The sequence below is a fragment of the Peribacillus kribbensis DSM 17871 genome (assembly GCF_000430765.1).
In the GTDB taxonomy this organism is placed as follows: domain Bacteria; phylum Bacillota; class Bacilli; order Bacillales; family DSM-1321; genus Paraperibacillus; species Paraperibacillus kribbensis.
The window spans coordinates 163,264-180,120 of the sequence record NZ_KE387237.1 but is presented as its reverse complement, the minus strand read 5'-3'; the positions used below and the strand labels follow the sequence as shown (position 1 = coordinate 180,120).

General features: G+C 45.2%; 16 protein-coding genes. 2 read left to right on the top strand and 14 right to left on the bottom strand.

Annotation, left to right across the window (positions count from 1 at the left end):
- Positions 1-108: 108 nt before the first annotated feature.
- The 6 genes from H539_RS0112010 to zapA form a co-directional block, all read right to left on the bottom strand.
- Complete coding sequence (locus H539_RS0112010; protein ID WP_026693715.1) at positions 109-1,800, bottom strand: long-chain-fatty-acid--CoA ligase; 1,692 nt, start codon at positions 1,798-1,800, stop codon at positions 109-111.
- Between the two features lie 302 nt (positions 1,801-2,102).
- Complete coding sequence (locus H539_RS0112000; protein WP_026693714.1) at positions 2,103-2,510, bottom strand: DUF350 domain-containing protein; 408 nt, start codon at positions 2,508-2,510, stop codon at positions 2,103-2,105.
- Between the two features lie 15 nt (positions 2,511-2,525).
- Positions 2,526-4,880: an endonuclease MutS2 gene (locus H539_RS0111995; protein ID WP_026693713.1), complete on the bottom strand. Its 2,355-nt coding sequence runs from the start codon at positions 4,878-4,880 to the stop codon at positions 2,526-2,528.
- Positions 4,881-4,908: 28 nt separating this feature from the next.
- Positions 4,909-6,627 (bottom strand): DNA polymerase/3'-5' exonuclease PolX, encoded by a 1,719-nt coding sequence (gene polX, locus H539_RS0111990; protein ID WP_026693712.1) that lies wholly within the window; start codon positions 6,625-6,627, stop codon positions 4,909-4,911.
- A 286-nt stretch (positions 6,628-6,913) separates the two neighbouring features.
- Positions 6,914-7,456: a CvpA family protein gene (locus H539_RS0111985; RefSeq protein ID WP_026693711.1), complete on the bottom strand. Its 543-nt coding sequence runs from the start codon at positions 7,454-7,456 to the stop codon at positions 6,914-6,916.
- A gap of 7 nt (positions 7,457-7,463) precedes the next feature.
- Positions 7,464-7,724, bottom strand: a complete 261-nt coding sequence (zapA, locus tag H539_RS0111980; protein ID WP_026693710.1) for a cell division protein ZapA — start codon at positions 7,722-7,724, stop codon at positions 7,464-7,466.
- A 148-nt stretch (positions 7,725-7,872) separates the two neighbouring features.
- Between zapA and rnhC the strand changes: the two genes are divergently transcribed.
- The gene (rnhC, locus tag H539_RS0111975; protein ID WP_026693709.1) at positions 7,873-8,820 is read left to right on the top strand and encodes a ribonuclease HIII; all 948 of its coding nucleotides are present in this window, start codon (positions 7,873-7,875) and stop codon (positions 8,818-8,820) included.
- A 525-nt stretch (positions 8,821-9,345) separates the two neighbouring features.
- Here the strand turns inward: rnhC and pheT are convergent.
- From pheT to H539_RS0111950, 3 genes are all read right to left on the bottom strand, one after another.
- Positions 9,346-11,760, bottom strand: coding sequence for a phenylalanine--tRNA ligase subunit beta (gene pheT, locus H539_RS0111965; protein WP_026693708.1), 2,415 nt, complete (start codon positions 11,758-11,760; stop codon positions 9,346-9,348).
- A 17-nt stretch (positions 11,761-11,777) separates the two neighbouring features.
- Entirely contained in the window at positions 11,778-12,818 is a 1,041-nt protein-coding gene (pheS, locus tag H539_RS0111960) for a phenylalanine--tRNA ligase subunit alpha (protein ID WP_026693707.1), read from the bottom strand.
- Between the two features lie 374 nt (positions 12,819-13,192).
- On the bottom strand, positions 13,193-13,948 hold the full coding sequence (locus tag H539_RS0111950; RefSeq protein WP_026693705.1) for a TrmH family RNA methyltransferase: 756 nt from the start codon (positions 13,946-13,948) through the stop codon (positions 13,193-13,195).
- A gap of 118 nt (positions 13,949-14,066) precedes the next feature.
- On the opposite strand from H539_RS0111950, the gene sspI reads away from it, so the two are divergent.
- Positions 14,067-14,276: a small acid-soluble spore protein SspI gene (gene sspI, locus H539_RS0111945; RefSeq protein ID WP_026693704.1), complete on the top strand. Its 210-nt coding sequence runs from the start codon at positions 14,067-14,069 to the stop codon at positions 14,274-14,276.
- Between the two features lie 297 nt (positions 14,277-14,573).
- Here the strand turns inward: sspI and H539_RS28415 are convergent, their stop codons facing one another.
- The 5 genes from H539_RS28415 to rpmI form a co-directional block, all read right to left on the bottom strand.
- A complete protein-coding gene (locus H539_RS28415) occupies positions 14,574-15,215 on the bottom strand; it encodes a M50 family metallopeptidase (protein WP_035322499.1) in 642 nt (213 codons plus the stop codon).
- Between the two features lie 67 nt (positions 15,216-15,282).
- The gene (locus H539_RS0111935; protein WP_026693703.1) at positions 15,283-15,771 is read right to left on the bottom strand and encodes a dUTP diphosphatase; all 489 of its coding nucleotides are present in this window, start codon (positions 15,769-15,771) and stop codon (positions 15,283-15,285) included.
- A 75-nt stretch (positions 15,772-15,846) separates the two neighbouring features.
- Positions 15,847-16,116, bottom strand: a complete 270-nt coding sequence (locus H539_RS0111930; protein WP_281171415.1) for a DUF1294 domain-containing protein — start codon at positions 16,114-16,116, stop codon at positions 15,847-15,849.
- A gap of 128 nt (positions 16,117-16,244) precedes the next feature.
- Positions 16,245-16,604 (bottom strand): 50S ribosomal protein L20, encoded by a 360-nt coding sequence (gene rplT, locus H539_RS0111920; RefSeq protein WP_026693701.1) that lies wholly within the window; start codon positions 16,602-16,604, stop codon positions 16,245-16,247.
- A gap of 44 nt (positions 16,605-16,648) precedes the next feature.
- Positions 16,649-16,840 (bottom strand): 50S ribosomal protein L35, encoded by a 192-nt coding sequence (gene rpmI, locus H539_RS0111915; protein WP_026693700.1) that lies wholly within the window; start codon positions 16,838-16,840, stop codon positions 16,649-16,651.
- Positions 16,841-16,857 lie beyond the last annotated feature (17 nt).

The following is a 16,857-nucleotide window of genomic DNA, read 5'->3' as shown; positions in this document are numbered from 1 at the left end:
TCTATAATAAAATGCAAGAGCCAGTATGTCAAGAATATAAACTCCATGAAGACAGCTTGTCTCATTGTATAAAAGAGCATGAGCCTCATCGGCTCACGAATACATACATTACGCATTCTTTTGATCGTCTAACTTCTTCTTTTCCTCTTCAATCAGGATTCTGCGGAGAATTTTGCCTACTGCTGTTTTCGGGAGCGAGCTCCGGAATTCATAGATTCTGGGAACCTTGTACGCTGCCAGATGCTTTCTGACAAAAGCGTCCATATCCTGTTCAGTTACAGTTTTTCCTTCTTTTAGAACAATGAAGGCCTTTACGGTCTCCCCGCGGTATGGGTCAGGCACACCCGCAACAGCAGCTTCAAGGACAGCTTCATGTTCATATAGAATCTCTTCGATTTCTCTTGGATAGATATTAAAGCCGCCGGCTATAATCATATCCTTTTTCCTGTCGACAATATAAAAATATCCGTCTTCATCATAATAGCCTATATCTCCCGTTAAAAGCCAGCCATTCTTAAAAGTCTCCGCTGTGTCCTCCGGTCTGTTCCAGTATCCCTTCATAACCTGCGGGCCTTTTATGGCCAGCTCCCCGATTTCTTTCGGCCCCAATTCTTCTCCGTTTTCAGCAGACAAAATGGCTGCTTCTGTATCGGGCCAGGGGACACCGATGCTCCCTTTCACCCGGGGGCGGTCCCATAAAAAGTTGGCATGTGTGACAGGCGACGTTTCTGTCAGTCCATATCCCTCCACTAGCTTTCCCCCGGTCAAAGCTTCAAATTTATCCTGGACTTCAATGGGGAGAGGGGCCGATCCGCTTATACAGGCCTTGATTGAAGAAAGATCATAATCTTTCAGCTTCGGGTGATTCAAAAGACCGATATACATGGTCGGCGCTCCGGGGAACAATGTAGGCTTTTCCTTTTGAATGGTCTTTAAGGCCGTAAGCACATCGAATTTGGGCAGCAGTGTCATTCTGCAGCCTTCCATAATCGATAAAATCATTACAGTTGTCATCCCAAACACATGAAAGAACGGAAGAATTCCCAATATATTTCTATTTTCATCACTGTCCTTATAAAGCCAGGCTGAGCACATCTGCGCATTGGAAACCAGGTTTTTATGGGTCAGCATCACTCCCTTTGGAAATCCTGTGGTTCCTCCTGTGTATTGAAGCAAAGCGAGATCTTCATTCACATCAAGCCCAAGCTCCCATTCTCCTTTTGCTTCCTGCTTCATAATTTCAGTAAACAAATGATAATTGCCTTCATGCTCTACGTTTACGACCATATTATATTGTTTTTTCTGGATGAAAGGATAAATGAGATTTTTAGGAAATGGCAGGAAATCTTTGATGGCAGTTACGATGATGTGTTCAAGATTGGTTTGAGGCAGGACTTTTTCAGCTCTGGGAAAAAGGATGTCAAGCGTCAAAATGACTTTTGCGCCGGAATCCTTCATTTGGTACTCCAGCTCCCTTTCCATATACAGCGGATTTGTCTGGACCACGACTGCACCTGCTATCAGCGAGCCAAAATAAGCGATGACGGACTGCGGAGTATTGGGCAGCATTATGGCAACCCGGTCTCCTTTGTTTACCCCTAGACCCCTTAGATAATGAGCGAACTTCAATGCTGAGTCATAAACCTGTTTGAAGCTCAATTTGCGGCCCATAAAATGGATCGCACATTTATCCGGGTGCTTCCTGGCAGAGCTGCTTAAATAGAATTGCAGCGGCTGATCAATGTACTCCAATGAGGACGGAATTTTTTCCGGGTAATTTTTTATCCAGATTTTCTCCAAACCTTCCCCTCCATTTCATAGTGAATATCAAAAACATTCTAACATTTATAGTTATGATTATAATATAGAAAGAATTCTGAAGACAAACCCAAAAACCATTCAGGCTTTTTGGGACGAAGGGACCAAAAAAGCTGCTTTGCTTCCGGCTTTTTTATCCGGGCAAAGCAGCTCTTTAACAAACGTAACATAGATGAAAAAAGGAAACAGCTCATTTAACCAGCATATAAATAATGCCAATCAGCAAAAACACTCCGCACAGTACCATTAATACTTTGGCCAGCTTTTCCAAGTTTCTCTCTCCTTTATGATATACCAGCGCCGATTACATAGGATAATCCTATGGAGATCACCATCGAAATTAAGCCTACCGCCCTGTTGTCCTTTGCTATCTCTTCATCAATTTTAAAGCTTGGTGTCAGAAATTCGTAGATAAAGTAGCCGGCAAGAAGGAGGGCGAATCCGAAGATTCCCCATCCAATCATCGTCAGCAGTGAATCATTATGCATAATGGAATGCCGAAAAATATTTGCTATCCCGAAAATTTTCCCTCCTGTGGCCATTGCCACAGAAAGATTGCCCTTTTTGATTTCCTGCCAGTTTTTATATTTTGTCACCAGCTCGAAGATTGCCAAAAACACGATGCAGCATAGTACTACAACACTGTAATAGGCAGTCAGGTACACATACTCATTTCCCCAAATTTTGTCCATTTCATTTACTCCCGGTTATTTGAACTCGACAATCGTAACCCCGCTGCCGCCTTCCCCAGCTTCACCAAACCTGATTTTTTTAACAGAACGGTGATTTTTTAGATATTCTTGAACTCCCTGCCTCAAAGCCCCTGTGCCTTTTCCATGGATGATGGAGACGCGTGGATAGCCGGCAAGAAGGGCATCATCGATGTATTTTTCTACTCTGGCCAATGCATTCTCATAGCGCTCTCCCCGAAGGTCAAGCTCAAGGCTTACGTGGTAATCCTTCCCCCGCACCACAGCAAGAGGCTTCGTTTCAACCGGCTTTGGTGTGGAGAGGTATTCCAGGCTGGCTTCCTTTACCTTCATTTTCATGATACCGATTTGAACGAGCCATTCATTGGAGGAGACTTTCTCTATTAAATGCCCCTTTTGGTCGAAGGTCAAGACCTTGACCTCGTCTCCTTCCGCAAACTCTCTCTTCTTGGCAGGTGCCGCTGCCTTCTTTGTTTTCTTGGAAAGAGGAGCAGCATCCTCCAGACGTTTTCTCGCGTCGATGAGTTCATGCTCTTTTACTTCTGCATTTTTTTCAAGTCTCAACTGTCTTAGGTCAGAAATAATAGCCTCGGCTTCCTGCTTTGCCTTATTGACCAGCTCTGCAGCTTCCAGCCTTGCTTTTTCAGCTAATTCATCCTTGCGGGTATAATACTCCGCCATCTGTTTTTGAAGATCTTTATGAATTCTTTCAGCATCCTTGAGAAGCTCAGCAGCCTCTTCTTGTTCAGCTTCCGCGTTTCTACGGCTGTCTTCCAGGGATGCAATCATGTTTTCTACTTTATTTGTTTCTGTGCCGATATAAGTTTTCGCTTCATGTATAACCTTTTCATCAAGGCCGAGCTTTCTTGAGATTTCAAACGCATTACTGCGTCCTGGTATCCCGATCAGAAGCTTATAGGTTGGACTCAATGTCTCCACATTGAATTCCACGCTGGCATTAATGACTCCTTCCCGGTTATATCCATAGGCCTTCAGCTCCGGATAATGAGTAGTCGCAATGACCCGTGCACCCCGCTCATATACTTTATCCAGGATGGACATCGCAAGAGCGGCTCCTTCCTGAGGATCCGTCCCTGCTCCCAGCTCATCAAACAGTACCAGGCTCCGGTAATTTACGTTTTTCAGAATTTCCACGATATTGACCATATGGGAGGAAAACGTACTCAAGCTCTGTTCGATACTCTGCTCATCCCCAATATCTGCAAAGACATCATCAAAGACCGCAGCCTCCGATCCATCGAGAACAGGAATCTGCAGGCCGGCCTGAGCCATAAGTGTACAAAGCCCAACAGTCTTAAGTGTGACGGTTTTACCTCCCGTGTTCGGACCAGTGATGACAATGGAGGTAAAATCCTCTCCGAGCAATATGTCATTGGGAACCACTTCGTTAGGATCGATCAAAGGATGGCGGGCTTTAAAGAATTTAATTCTTCCATCATTATTCAGCTTTGGCATGGAACCCTTGATTGCATGGCCATATCTTGCCTTGGCAAACATAAAATCTAAGACGGCCAGGATTCCCACGTTAGAAATCAGCTCGGATGCATGTTCTCCGGCCAGAGCTGACAGCTCGAGCAGGATCCTTTCAACCTCCAGCTGCTCTTTGATACGGATTTCATGAAGCTGATTATTTAAATCCACGATGGACTGCGGCTCGATAAAGAGCGTCTGACCGGATGAAGACTGGTCATGAATGATTCCTCCATAGGCTCCCCTGTATTCCTGTTTGACAGGAATGACAAAGCGGTCGTTCCGGATGGTAATGATGGCATCTGACAGCATCTTCTGGGCACTGGAGGATCGGATCATACTTTCGAGCCTTTCCCGTACCCTGGATTCATTTGTCCTGAGCTGAGTTCTCAGGGACTTCAGCTTGTCGCTTGCCGAATCCATGACCTCACCTGTATCACTGATAGCCTGGATGATCGGCCGTTCTAATTCCGGCAGAGCGATGATGGAGTCCATATAAGAAGCTGTCCTTGGAATTTCCGTCCCATTTTCAACCATTTCCTCAATGAACTTTACTAAAATGCGTCCGGCCCTGATGGTGCTGGCGATTTCGTTCAGCTCTGACGGACTTAACATCCCGCCGATCTGGGCCCGCTTCGCATGCGGTTTGATATCAAAAATACCGCCAAGAGGAACATTTCCCCGCAGACGGATAATTCGTGCAGCTTCATCCGTCTCTTCGTGCAGTCTGATTACTTCCTCAAAATCAGAGCTCGGTGCCAGCCTGGCCGCTTTGTCTTTGCCAAGCGAGCTTGATGCAAACGTGGAAAGCTGCTCGATGATTTTATTAAACTCCAGTGTTTTTAAAGCTTTATGATGCATGGAGTGTTAGCCCCTCCTTAGGTTGTTTTTAATCATTTCTATTTAAGAACGCAATAAGCCCCTCTGGGCTCTTGGCATTCAGTATGGTTTCTTTTTTCAGCCAGCCCTTCTTCGCAGCTGAGACACCGATTTCCATGTCCTCCAGCATAATGATATTGTGGGCATCTGTATTGACAGCAATCGTTACGCCGGCCGCCTGTGCCTTTCTCAGATATTCCGCCGCAAGATCAAGACGGTTCGGGTTTGCATTAAGCTCAAGCGCCGTATTTGTTTCTTTGGCAAGCTCAATAAGCATATCCATATCCACTTCGTATCCTTTTCTGCGGCCGATGATCCGGCCGGTCGGGTGGGCGATCAGGTCTACATGCGGGTTTTCAAGGGCTGTCCTAAGACGTTCCATGATTTTCTCCCGCGGCTGTGAAAAAATCGAATGGATCGATGCTATGACAATATCCATTTCCTTTAGGAGATCATCGTCATAATCGAGGGTGCCATCCGGCAGGATATCCATCTCAATTCCTGACAGAATCAGAATATCATCATATTTATCATTCAGCTGGCGGATCAGTTCCTTTTGCTCTCGGAGCCTTTCGGGAGTGAGCCCGTTTGCTACCTTAAGATATTGGGAGTGGTCCGTGATGGCCATATATTTATATCCCTTTGCTCTGCAGGCATCAATCATTTCTTCAATGGTATAGCCCCCATCGCTCCAGGTGGAATGCATATGCAGGTCCCCCTGGATGTCCTCAGGCTGCAAGAGCCCATAATCCTTCGAGAACTCCTCTACTTCCGAGCCATCTTCCCGTAATTCCGGCGGAATGTATGGAAGTCCGAAGTGCTCATAAAACTTCTCTTCGGATTCAAAGGTCAGAATTTCTCCGGTTTCTGCATTTTCCACTCCATATTCACTTATTTTCTCTCCGCGTTCTTTGGCAAGCTGCCGCATGCGGACATTATGTTCCTTTGATCCTGTAAAATGATGGAGGGTGGTGATGAATTCCTCCGGCTTCACCAGCCTGAAATCCACAGAGATTTCATAATCATATTGGAAGGTTACCGATACCTTTGTATCTCCTGCCGCAATGACACTTTTTACATTTGGCAGTTCCAGAATCTGATTTTTAACGGATCCTGGTTCAGTTGTGGCAATAATAAAATCCAGATCCTTGATCGTTTCTTTTACCCGCCTGATGCTGCCTGCCTTTGAGAACTTCGTAATGCCCTGCATATTTTCAATAAAAGCTTCAATGTCCAACACAATGGGAAGCATCATTGCAAGAGGGAGCCTTTCCGGCCTCGTCCCAAATTCTTCGATTGCCGCAAGGATCTTTTCCTCCGTTTTTTTCCCAAAGCCTGAGAGCTCCTGTACCTGCTTCTTTTCACATGCTTCTTTAAGATCCTTCATATTTTCAATATGAAGCTCTTTATAGAGCTTGGCTATTTTCTTTCCGCCCATCCCCGGAAGCTGAAGGAGGGGAATCAGCCCTTTTGGAACCTCATCCTGCAGCTCCTCCAGCACAGTGGAGTGGCCTTCATTCAGAAATTCTTCAATGACAGCAGCTGTCCCCTTCCCGATCCCGGGCAATGCTTTATAATCCCCTATTTCAGCTAAACTCCGCTCATCGCTTTCCAATGCGCCGGCAGCCTTCCTGAACGCCGCCACTTTAAACTGATTTTCTCCCTTTAACTCCATAAATACAGCTATCGTTTCGAGCAGATGTATGACATCCTTCTTATTAACTCCCATAACCATCACCTCTTATATTGGCGTTGCATTTCATTCTAAAAAACCGTCCTGTTAAAAGCCCGCGGAGTGAACTGCCGCCTGGCATCACGTTTTTATTCCTGCATCTTCTATTTCAAATTAGAAATCTGGAAGAATACGTCCTATTTAAAGATAACGTTTATTCAGTGAAGAGGCAACAAAACCCGTCTAAATGCCCCACGCCGCCTAAAGAGCATGGAAAATCCGGCCCCGGGATGCCGGTGCCGGGAAGAACAGGGTAAAGAAAAACTTCCCTTTAAAAGAGAAGTTACATCGGGTTATATTTAAACCAGAGTTCTTTTACCATGGAGGATAATACAGGAGTATCCTTGACCATTGCCGTTGCCATGAAGGAATGATTCAGGGGATTCTGGATGGATTCTACCGGCACAAGGGCCGCTATATACAAAAGGATGAATATCAGAAGATAGACTTCTACAAAGCCCAGTATACCGCCCCCAAGCCTGTTTAACTGCTTGATGATCGGAATGTGTGCGATAAAATCGAGCATCGAGCCTATCAGCTGCCATATGATCTTGACACCAAAGAATATAATAGCAAACGCAATTGCGTTATAATAAGCGTCATCCAGCCTGGCTGTGTGAAAGATCATCTTCATGGAATCCGTATCTCCCAGGGTTGGAAACGGGATCCACAGTTTTAATTTTGGAGCCAAATCATTATAATATACCCACGCCGCAATAAATGCAGCGGCGAACCCGGTCAGGTGCACAAGCTGAAGGATGAATCCCCGCTTGAGTCCTACGATTAAACCCATAAGAAGTATGACAATAATTATTAAATCAAGCATTCATTTTTCAATCCTTTTCGCGTTGAATTACCATTTTCAGCTGTTCAAGCTCATCCTTGACCTTTAAATACTCATGCATGACATTCACAGCCGTAAGGACGGCCACTTTGCTGATATCAAGCCTTGGATTCATTGCATTTATTTCACGCATCTTATCATCGACCATCGAGGCCACTATGCGAATATGGCTTGAACTTTCTGATCCAACAATGGTATATTGCTGTCCATATATATCAACCGTTATCTTTCTCTTGGTATGGTCTGACAAACTGATGCCTCCAATCTCTAAAAAATCCTAATCTATATCATATCATGAAGCTTCAATCCTTGAAAAGCAAGACCGAGCCATTTTCTGTCTAATACCCGGAAGTTTTGTAAAAAAATGATAAAAAATCATTATAAGAGGAGTTGTCATAATGTCAAACGCAGTACTTGCATTAAATTCGGCAGCCATAGAAAAAATGAAGGCGCACTATCAATCTGCCCTAACGTCCAAGGTGCCCCCAGGCGGCATATTCTCAGCAAAGCCGCCCGGCTGTACCATTACAGCCTATAAATCTGGAAAAGTCCTATTTCAGGGACCGAATGCGGAAACCGAAGCGGCCCAATGGGGCAGGATCCCAGAGGGAGGGAAGCCGGCAAAGTCTGCCTCTTCTGTAAAAAGCCATTCATACTCCCCTCCCCCAAATGTCGGAAGCCTGTCGCTGATCGGCTCAGATGAAGTAGGGACAGGAGACTATTTCGGACCGATGACCGTCGTAGCCGTCTATGCCGCAAAAGAGCATCATCCCCTTTTAAAGGAGCTCGGAGTCCGGGATTCTAAAAACCTTAAAGACCCGCAGATCCTGGAGATCGGTGAACAATTGAAGCATGCAGTTCCCTACAGCCTGCTTGTATTGGATAATCCAAAATATAATGAAAAGCAGGCCGGGGGAATGTCACAAGGGAAAATGAAGGCTCTTCTCCATAATCAGGCCATCAGGAAAGTATTAGAAAAAGTCCAGCCGGCAGAGCCTGAGGGTGTTCTGATTGATCAGTTTGCGCAGCCGGAGGTTTTCTTTAACTATCTAAAAGGAGCTAAAAAGTTCCAAGCCTCCAATACCTATCTGAGCACAAAGGCTGAAGGGCTCCATCTGGGCGTAGCGGCTGCCTCAATCCTTGCAAGATATGCTTTTGTAAAACATTTTGATCTCTTGAGCCAGCGGGCTGGATTCACCCTTCCGAAGGGAGCAGGGCCTGCAGTAGACGAAGCGGCTGCAAAGCTGATAGCGGCAAAAGGAGAAGGGGCCCTCTGGGAATATACAAAGGTTCACTTTGCCAATACAGATAAAGCGAAAGCGATTTATAGAAAAAAATTCTACTAAGCCTGTTCATTCAGGCTTTTTTTCTGCGCTTTTTTACCCGTCCCGCAGTTCCTCTATCCGCCTTAAGCCGATTATGCAGAATACCGGATGCCATTTGTTTTCCGAGTTTCCTCCATTATGTAAATATTCAGAATTACTATATCTTAATGATACCTGTTTATGCGGAAAAAGGGGAAATTCTATACATCTTTTTTATTTTTCTTATCTTCACCATGAGGTCATAATAACTTTTGCGCTTTGGCCGATAGTGAATAATATGGCTGTTTTCGGAAACTTTGTTGCTTTGGAACAGGGTGGTTGATTTCCACTCCAGGATGCTCTCTCCAATCAACCCGTTTAATAATGGGATTTCCTTTCAAACTCTTAAAAAAACAACAAACTTTTAGAAAAGAGCCAATAATATAGAGGATAGCTGCCCCGCGGAAAGCGAAGCCCCTGGAACGGAAATCAGCGCCCCAGAAAAAACGGCACTAAAAGACCGCAGCCAAACTCAGGATAAGCTGAGTTGGCTGCGGCCGGGCCGTCTTAAGACCTTAACGCTGCACCTGTATTCTCTTCTACTGCCTTTAATACCTTGCCATGTGCCTTCGATACTTCTTCATCTGTTAATGTCCGTTCTGGATTGAAGTATTTCAGGGAGAAGGCAATGGATTTCTTTCCATCCTCCATACGGTCTCCTTCATATAAATCAAAAACGGAGACTTCCTTCAGCAGTTTCCCGCCTGCTGCCTCAATGACAGAGTAAAGCTCGCCTGCTGTAACCCGCTTATCCACCACAAGGGCAATATCACGGGTAACGGAAGGATATCTTGGAATCGTCTGATAAGCGATCGGAGTCGTTTCCGCTGCTAACAGGGCTTCCAATGAAAGTTCAAACACATAGGTTTCCTTTAGGTCCATTTCTTTTTGGACCTTAGGATGTACCTGTCCGACAAAGCCAATTTTCTCATCATTTAAATAAACCGCCGCCGTGCGTCCAGGATGCAGTCCATCTTCTTCGGCTGCCTTATAGACAACGGACTCTGAAATCCCCAGAACTTCAAACAGACCTTCCAGTATTCCCTTTGCTGTATAGAAATCTACGTACTTTTTCTCTCCCTGCCAAAGCTGGGAATGCCACAGACCTGTTACAGCACCCGCAAGATGTTCTTTTTCACGCGGAAGTTCATTTTCATCCGTTTTTAAGAAGACTGATCCTGTTTCATAAAGAGCCAGAGAATCATTCTGGCGGGCCAGGTTATATTTTAACGCCTCAAGGAGCTGCGGAAGGATGCTGAGCCTTAGTGTGCTTCTCTCCTCACTCATCGGCATGGCAAGCCTGACAGCCTCACCCTGTTCAAGAGCAAACTGGGACGCCTTTTCTTCAGAAGTCAAAGAATAAGTGATGGCCTGATATAGACCGGCACCTTCCAAAAACGCCCTGGTTTTTCTCCTTTTCAATTGATAATCATTTAATCCGCCCGGGAGAGCTTCCGCAACAGGAAGAGTCTTCGGAAGATGATCATAGCCATACAGGCGGGCCACTTCTTCAATAAGATCTGCCTCAATGGTGATGTCCCCTCTTCTGGTTGGAACGGTCACAATGATTTCATCACCCTCTACAGCTGTCTCGAACTGCAGACGGTTAAAGATATCCTTAACTGTATCCATCACAAGCTCTGTTCCAAGAACAGAATTAATCTTTTGAAGAGTGATGGAGACCACTGCAGGTTCCGCCTTTAGAGTATCCGCCTCGACGGAGCCCTTCAGCACAGTTCCCCCTGCATAACGGGCCAATAAGTCTGCAGCCCGTTCTGCAGCCTGGCGGACTCTGTTCGGATCTACACCTTTTTCATAGCGTGAGCTTGCTTCACTGCGCAGTCCCTGCTCCTTTGAAGTCCTGCGGATGCTTCCTCCAGTGAAGTAGGCTGACTCAAGAAGGACCGTCGTGGTTTCTGCACCTACCTCAGAGTTGGCTCCTCCCATCACTCCAGCAAGGGCAACAGGCTCCGTGCCGTTGGTGATCACAAGATTGCCGCTGTTTAATGTACGCTCCTCATCATCAAGCGTTGTGATTTTTTCGCCTTCGGAGGCCATCCGTACCACGATCTGCTTAGAGCCTAATTGATCATAATCAAACGCATGAAGAGGCTGGCCATATTCAAGAAGGACATAATTGGTGATATCGACTACATTATTGTGAGGACGTATCCCGCTATTCATCAGCAGAGTCTGCATCCAGAGAGGAGATGGGCCTATCTTAATATCCTTCACTACTTTCGCTACATAAAGCGGGTTCTCTTCCTTCGCTTCAACACTGACAGAGATGTAATCAGAAGCAGCTTCCTTTCCCTCATCCCCTTTGATTTCCGGCCATTTTACTTCTCTGCCAAGAATGGCAGCGACTTCATAGGCAACACCCAGCATGCTCATGGCGTCTGCTCTGTTCGGAGTCAGACCTAATTCAAGAATTGCATCATCAAGACCAAGGACTGCAAGGGCATCCTGGCCGACTTCCACATCACTTGGGAACACAAAAATGCCTGATGAATAGTCTTTTGCCACTACTTTTGGCTCAATGCCAAGCTCCTGCAGGGAGCAGATCATTCCATTGGACTCTTCTCCGCGCAGCTTGGCTTTCTTGATTTTAAAATTGCCGGGGAGGACAGCACCAACCGTGGCTACTGCTACTTTCTGCCCCTTGTCTACATTAGGCGCTCCGCAAATGATCTGTACCGGGTTTTCCTGGCCCAGATCAACCAGACATTTATTCAGCTTGTCTGCCTCAGGATGCTTTTCCTTTTCAAGGACATGGCCGATCACCACTCCTTTTAATCCTTCGCTTTTCTTTTCTACGCCTTCAACTTCAATCCCGCTTTTTGTGATTTTTTCTGCGAGTTCCTCCGGTGAAATCCCGGATAGATCCACATATTCCTGCAGCCATTTATAAGAAACTAACATGTTTTTCCCTCCTTACCTTACGCTTCATGCTTGGAAAATTGTTTTAAGAACCGAACATCATTGGTATAGAAATGACGGATGTCATCCACACCGTACTTCAGCATGGCGATACGCTCTGGTCCCATTCCGAAAGCGAACCCGCTGTATTTTTTTGAATCATAGCCTGCCATTTCCAGTACATTCGGATGGACCATCCCTGCTCCAAGAATTTCAATCCAGCCTGTCCCTTTACACACGCTGCAGCCTTTTCCGCCGCATACCTTGCATGAGATATCCATCTCGACAGAAGGCTCTGTAAATGGGAAAAAGCTAGGTCTTAAGCGGATTTCACGATCTTCCCCAAACATTTTTTTTGCAAATACATCAAGTGTGCCTTTTAAATCGCTCATCCTGATATTTTCATCCACCACAAGTCCTTCAATCTGCATGAATTGGTGCGAATGTGTGGCATCATCATTATCACGGCGATAAACTTTACCCGGGCAGATGATTTTCACAGCGCCCTTTCCTTGGTGCTTTTCCATCGTCCTTGCCTGGACCGGGGAAGTGTGGGTGCGAAGCAGGGTTTCTTCTGTAATATAGAAGGAATCCTGCATATCCCGTGCCGGATGTCCTTTAGGAAGATTAAGGGCTTCGAAATTATAATAATCCTTTTCCACTTCCGGCCCTTCTGCTACCGTATAGCCCATGCTGATAAAGAGATCTTCAATTTCTTCCACGACTTTAGTAAGGGCATGGCGGGCTCCTGTACGGACCGGACTTCCCGGCAGCGTTACATCAATGGTTTCTGCCTTAAGCTTCTCAGCGATGGCCGCCTCTTCCAAATGGACCTGCTTGTTTTCGATTTCAGCCGCGATAGCTTCGCGCACTTCATTTGCGAGTGCGCCAATGACCGGCCTTTCCTCCGCAGAGAGCTTGCCCATCCCTCTCAGCACCTCGGTAATCGGACCCTTTTTTCCCAGATAGGAAACGCGGATATCATTTAGTTCTTTTAAACTTCCGGCTTCTTCCACCTTTGTCAGAGCTTCCGCCTGGAGTTCCTGCAAACGTTCCTTCATTTTTTTTCCTCCTTAAAACAATATAAGAAAAGCGGAAAAGACAACAAAAAAACCCCGCCCCCTAAAAGGGACGAGGTATAACTTCGCGGTACCACCCTTGTTAGCGTGAAGGACAGCTCCTTCCCGCTCAACTTCATTGAGATAACGGCTTTTAGGCCGATGCGCCTTTACTTGGGGCTTGTGCCCAAGGTCCCGGCGCCGACTCAAGAGGTGAACTTCACTGGCCATCCCCTAAAAATGCTTTCAGTCAAGGCATTTTCTCCCTAAAAAAGGATTGTGCAGCAGCTACTCTTCTCTGTCAACGTCTTTCCTTATAAAATTACATCCTATTATATAATACTTTTACATCGGTTTCAAACCCAAATAAGCTGTTTTTAGCCCATCTTCAAATGATAAAGAAGGATTCCTGCAGCAACAGCCACATTTAGCGATTCACTGCGCCCGAATAATGGTATGTACAGATTCTGCTTCGTCAGCGCGAGCCATTCCCCACTGACACCTTTTCCTTCATTCCCTACAAGCAGGGCAAAGGCCATTTGCTTTTGCAGGGTTTCATAGGAAACTCCTCCTTCAAGAGAAGTCCCAAACACAGAAACGCCGCTTTCGCTTAATTTCGGGATATATTCTCCAAGGCTGCCCTTTAGAACAGGCAGGTGAAACAGGCTGCCCTGAGTGGACCTGATCACCTTCGGGCTGTATGGATCTGCAGAGCCTTCTCCCAGAATGACCGCATCCAGACCTGCTGCATCGGCTGTCCGGATCATGGTTCCGATATTGCCTGGATCCTGGACTGCATCAATTAACAGAAACTGCTTCCATTCCGGATTCCATTCATATTTTCGCTGGCTGCAAACCGCTGCTATTCCCTGGGGAGTTTCCGTATCTGAAATGGACACCATCACTTCCCGGGTCACATAGATAAGTTCCACATCCTGCAGAGGAAAACCAGCAGGAAGCTCGGTATCCTCCTGCACGATTACTTCGCTGACAAGATCCCGCTCAAGAAGGGCCTCTTCCACGAGATGAAAGCCCTCTACAATAAACTTGCCCGATTTATCCCGGTCTTTTTTATTTAAAAGCCTTTTCCATTGTTTGACTGCCGGGTTCTTGGGTGATTCTATAAATTTCAACTCATCCTCTCCTTCCATTTCTCTTTTCGATTTTCCTATTATAGCCTAATCTTTGTACATAATAAATGAAGGATCTGAGAAAACTATGGGGGAAATCTTGTAATAGGAGGACATGTTTATGAATATTAACCTTCGGAATGCAGTCATCCACAACGTAACCGGGAATTCACAGGCAGAGCTGGAAGATACGATTGTGGATGCCATCCAGAGCGGTGAAGAAAAAATGCTACCAGGACTTGGAGTCTTATTCGAAATCATCTGGCAGAATGCTACTGAGAACGATCGAAAAGATATGCTCCATCTTTTGGAGAATGTATTGAGCAGATAATGCCGCACTATTCTTACCAGCTTTATGAAAGTCTGATTTAACTCGTTACTGCTCTTAAAAAAGCAGGTTGATTTCCTTTCCAGGAGCCCGCTTTTTAAAGGCACAAGATTTAAATAGCCTTCTAAAAACGTGGTGTGCATAGCACATCACGTCTTTTTTAGGCTCTTTTCTAAAAGATTGTGCTTTCTAGGACGATTCCATTATAAAAACAGGTTGATTGGAGCGGAAATTAACCTCTTTGTTCCAATGCCACAAAGTTTGCGAAAATAGCCTTTTTATATACTGCTTATCAAAATATTAATAGGAAATAAGCAGCGCCTTTGTTAAGGCAAAGATTGCAATGCCGAGAAAAACCAGTCCCCAAATTTGGGCTGGTATGCGGGTGAATTGAGCCAGATTGGATGCGTCTCCTGCCTCTCCCGGCGTCTTAAAGCTTAAGAGGAAAATCGCAAAAGCTGATTCTGCAGACTGAATAAGCAATAAAGACGCGAGAAGGAGGGAACTGCCGGTAATCCAGGCCCCATTTCCATAGTAGTCTATGACACCAAGCAGAACAATAAAGGACAGGCACCAGACGATACCATATAGATTCCTTACCCAAAGCACAAGTGCCAGGATCGAAATTCCTGCAATTAGATAAAATATCCACTCACTATGATTCCAGTGAATTAATAAGAAGCAGAATAAAGCGAAAATGGAAGAAAAGGGATAACCGGCAATGCTTGTAATCACCATGCCGAACCAGCTTCTCGAACCTGTGAGAATATGCCCCTCTCCATTTGAAAACAGGGAGATGCTTCTGACTTTGCCGTCAAAAAGCAATGAACAAAGCGCATGGCCGCATTCATGTATAAGCGTATTGAGGATGGAGAGATATCTTCCAATCCAAGGTATGCGGCACAAGATAAAAGCCGCAATGATATAGATCGCTAATATCAAATGAACTGCACCTCTTACCGTGTTTTTTTGCTGCTAATAGATTTACCAATCAATCCCATTTACATACTTAATATCCCTGCTTTTGGCGCAGATAATTGATTTCGTTTTTTTTCACATAGGCCTCTTCTATATCCGAGGTGCTGAAGCCTAAAAGTCTGCCAAGCTGTAAGTACTCAGAGAACATATCCAAAAACGAATCTTTGGTTCGTGTCTTCCTGAAATGAAGGATGCTTTCATTGCATACTAGAAATTGGACGGTCAGGCCATCTTTTTTATTTCCAGGAACCTGGGGTGTTTCCTCCGTGTAAGACTCCGTTATACCCAGTGAGAGGATAAAATGAATGCCGTCTACATACTCCGCAAGGATGGTCTCTCTTGGGGAAGCTTCCTTTACACTCCAAAACTTAAAGCATCTTGTTTCATTGGCCAGCTCTCCTAATTCCACAAGCAGAGCCAGCACTTTCTCCTCAAACAAATCTTTTTTATCCAAACCATGCTGGGATTCTATGTGAGAATCCAACCCCGTTTGCATATCATATAGTTTTTTATAATCCATTTAGAGTGCTCCCCCCATGTTTGCTTAAGCCAGCTGAATTCTATTTGATGTATGACTTGAATCAGAGATCTTCATTTATTTAATCCATAAATACAAAAGATATAGATGGACGGCAGCCAGGAGGGGAAATCCCAGCACAAATGAAACGTGCTTGGTTTTATGCCTGAACATCTGCATGCCAATGACAGCCCCTATGGAGCCCCCAGCAGCTGCTAAAAGCCACAGGGTGCTTTCTGCTATGCGGTATTTATGCATAATTGCCCTTTTTTTGTCCGCCCTCATAGTCAGCAGTGAAATGATATTGATACATAGTAGATATCCAATCAGTATGGATGCTGGGTTCAAAAAGACCACATCTTTCTAGCTGAAATAGTACTTCCGCCTGGAAGTCCTGATGGCCATGTATACAGGGCCGGATAAATAAAAAAGGATGCCCGGGAGCATCCTTTTATTCATCCCATTATAGGGGTTGATTATTTTTCAAGATGTTTTTTAGCAGCGTTTGCGAACTCAGCGAATGCATTTGCATCAGACACTGCAAGTTCAGCAAGCATTTTGCGGTTCACATCGATTTCAGCAAGCTTTAAGCCATGCATTAAACGGCTGTAAGAAAGACCGTTGATGCGTGCTGCTGCGTTGATACGAGTGATCCAAAGCTTACGGAAGTCGCGTTTTTTCTGGCGACGATCACGGAAAGCATATTGTAGAGATTTCATTACCTGCTGGTTAGCAACTTTGAATAGAATGTGCTTCGCACCATAGTAACCTTTTGCTAATTTAAGAACTTTTTTACGACGCTTACGAGTAACAGTACCGCCTTTTACACGTGGCATGTGTTTCCCTCCTATATAAATCGATCACGCGATTATGTTTATTATTATCCGATCATGTGGCGAATGCGTTTGAAATCGCCTTTGCTTACTAGAGAAGCTTTGCGAAGCTTGCGCTTTGCTTTAGTTGATTTGTTTGCGAATAAGTGGCTTGTGTAAGCATGTGAACGTTTAAGTTTACCAGAACCAGTTTTCTTAAAACGTTTTGCAGATCCGCGGTGAGTTTTCATTTTTGGCATAAGGGTTTCCTCCTCAT

Coding starts and splice junctions, on each gene's coding strand:
- H539_RS0112000 (WP_026693714.1), bottom strand. CDS start 2,510: ATGGACAAAATTTGGGGAAATGAGTATGTGTACCTGACTGCCTATTAC.
- H539_RS0111935 (WP_026693703.1), bottom strand. CDS start 15,771: ATGGATTATAAAAAACTATATGATATGCAAACGGGGTTGGATTCTCAC.
- H539_RS0111995 (WP_026693713.1), bottom strand. CDS start 4,880: ATGCATCATAAAGCTTTAAAAACACTGGAGTTTAATAAAATCATCGAG.
- rplT (WP_026693701.1), bottom strand. CDS start 16,604: ATGCCACGTGTAAAAGGCGGTACTGTTACTCGTAAGCGTCGTAAAAAA.
- rpmI (WP_026693700.1), bottom strand. CDS start 16,840: ATGCCAAAAATGAAAACTCACCGCGGATCTGCAAAACGTTTTAAGAAA.
- pheS (WP_026693707.1), bottom strand. CDS start 12,818: ATGAAGGAACGTTTGCAGGAACTCCAGGCGGAAGCTCTGACAAAGGTG.
- polX (WP_026693712.1), bottom strand. CDS start 6,627: ATGGGAGTTAATAAGAAGGATGTCATACATCTGCTCGAAACGATAGCT.
- rnhC (WP_026693709.1), top strand. CDS start 7,873: ATGTCAAACGCAGTACTTGCATTAAATTCGGCAGCCATAGAAAAAATG.
- pheT (WP_026693708.1), bottom strand. CDS start 11,760: ATGTTAGTTTCTTATAAATGGCTGCAGGAATATGTGGATCTATCCGGG.
- sspI (WP_026693704.1), top strand. CDS start 14,067: ATGAATATTAACCTTCGGAATGCAGTCATCCACAACGTAACCGGGAAT.
- H539_RS0111985 (WP_026693711.1), bottom strand. CDS start 7,456: ATGCTTGATTTAATAATTATTGTCATACTTCTTATGGGTTTAATCGTA.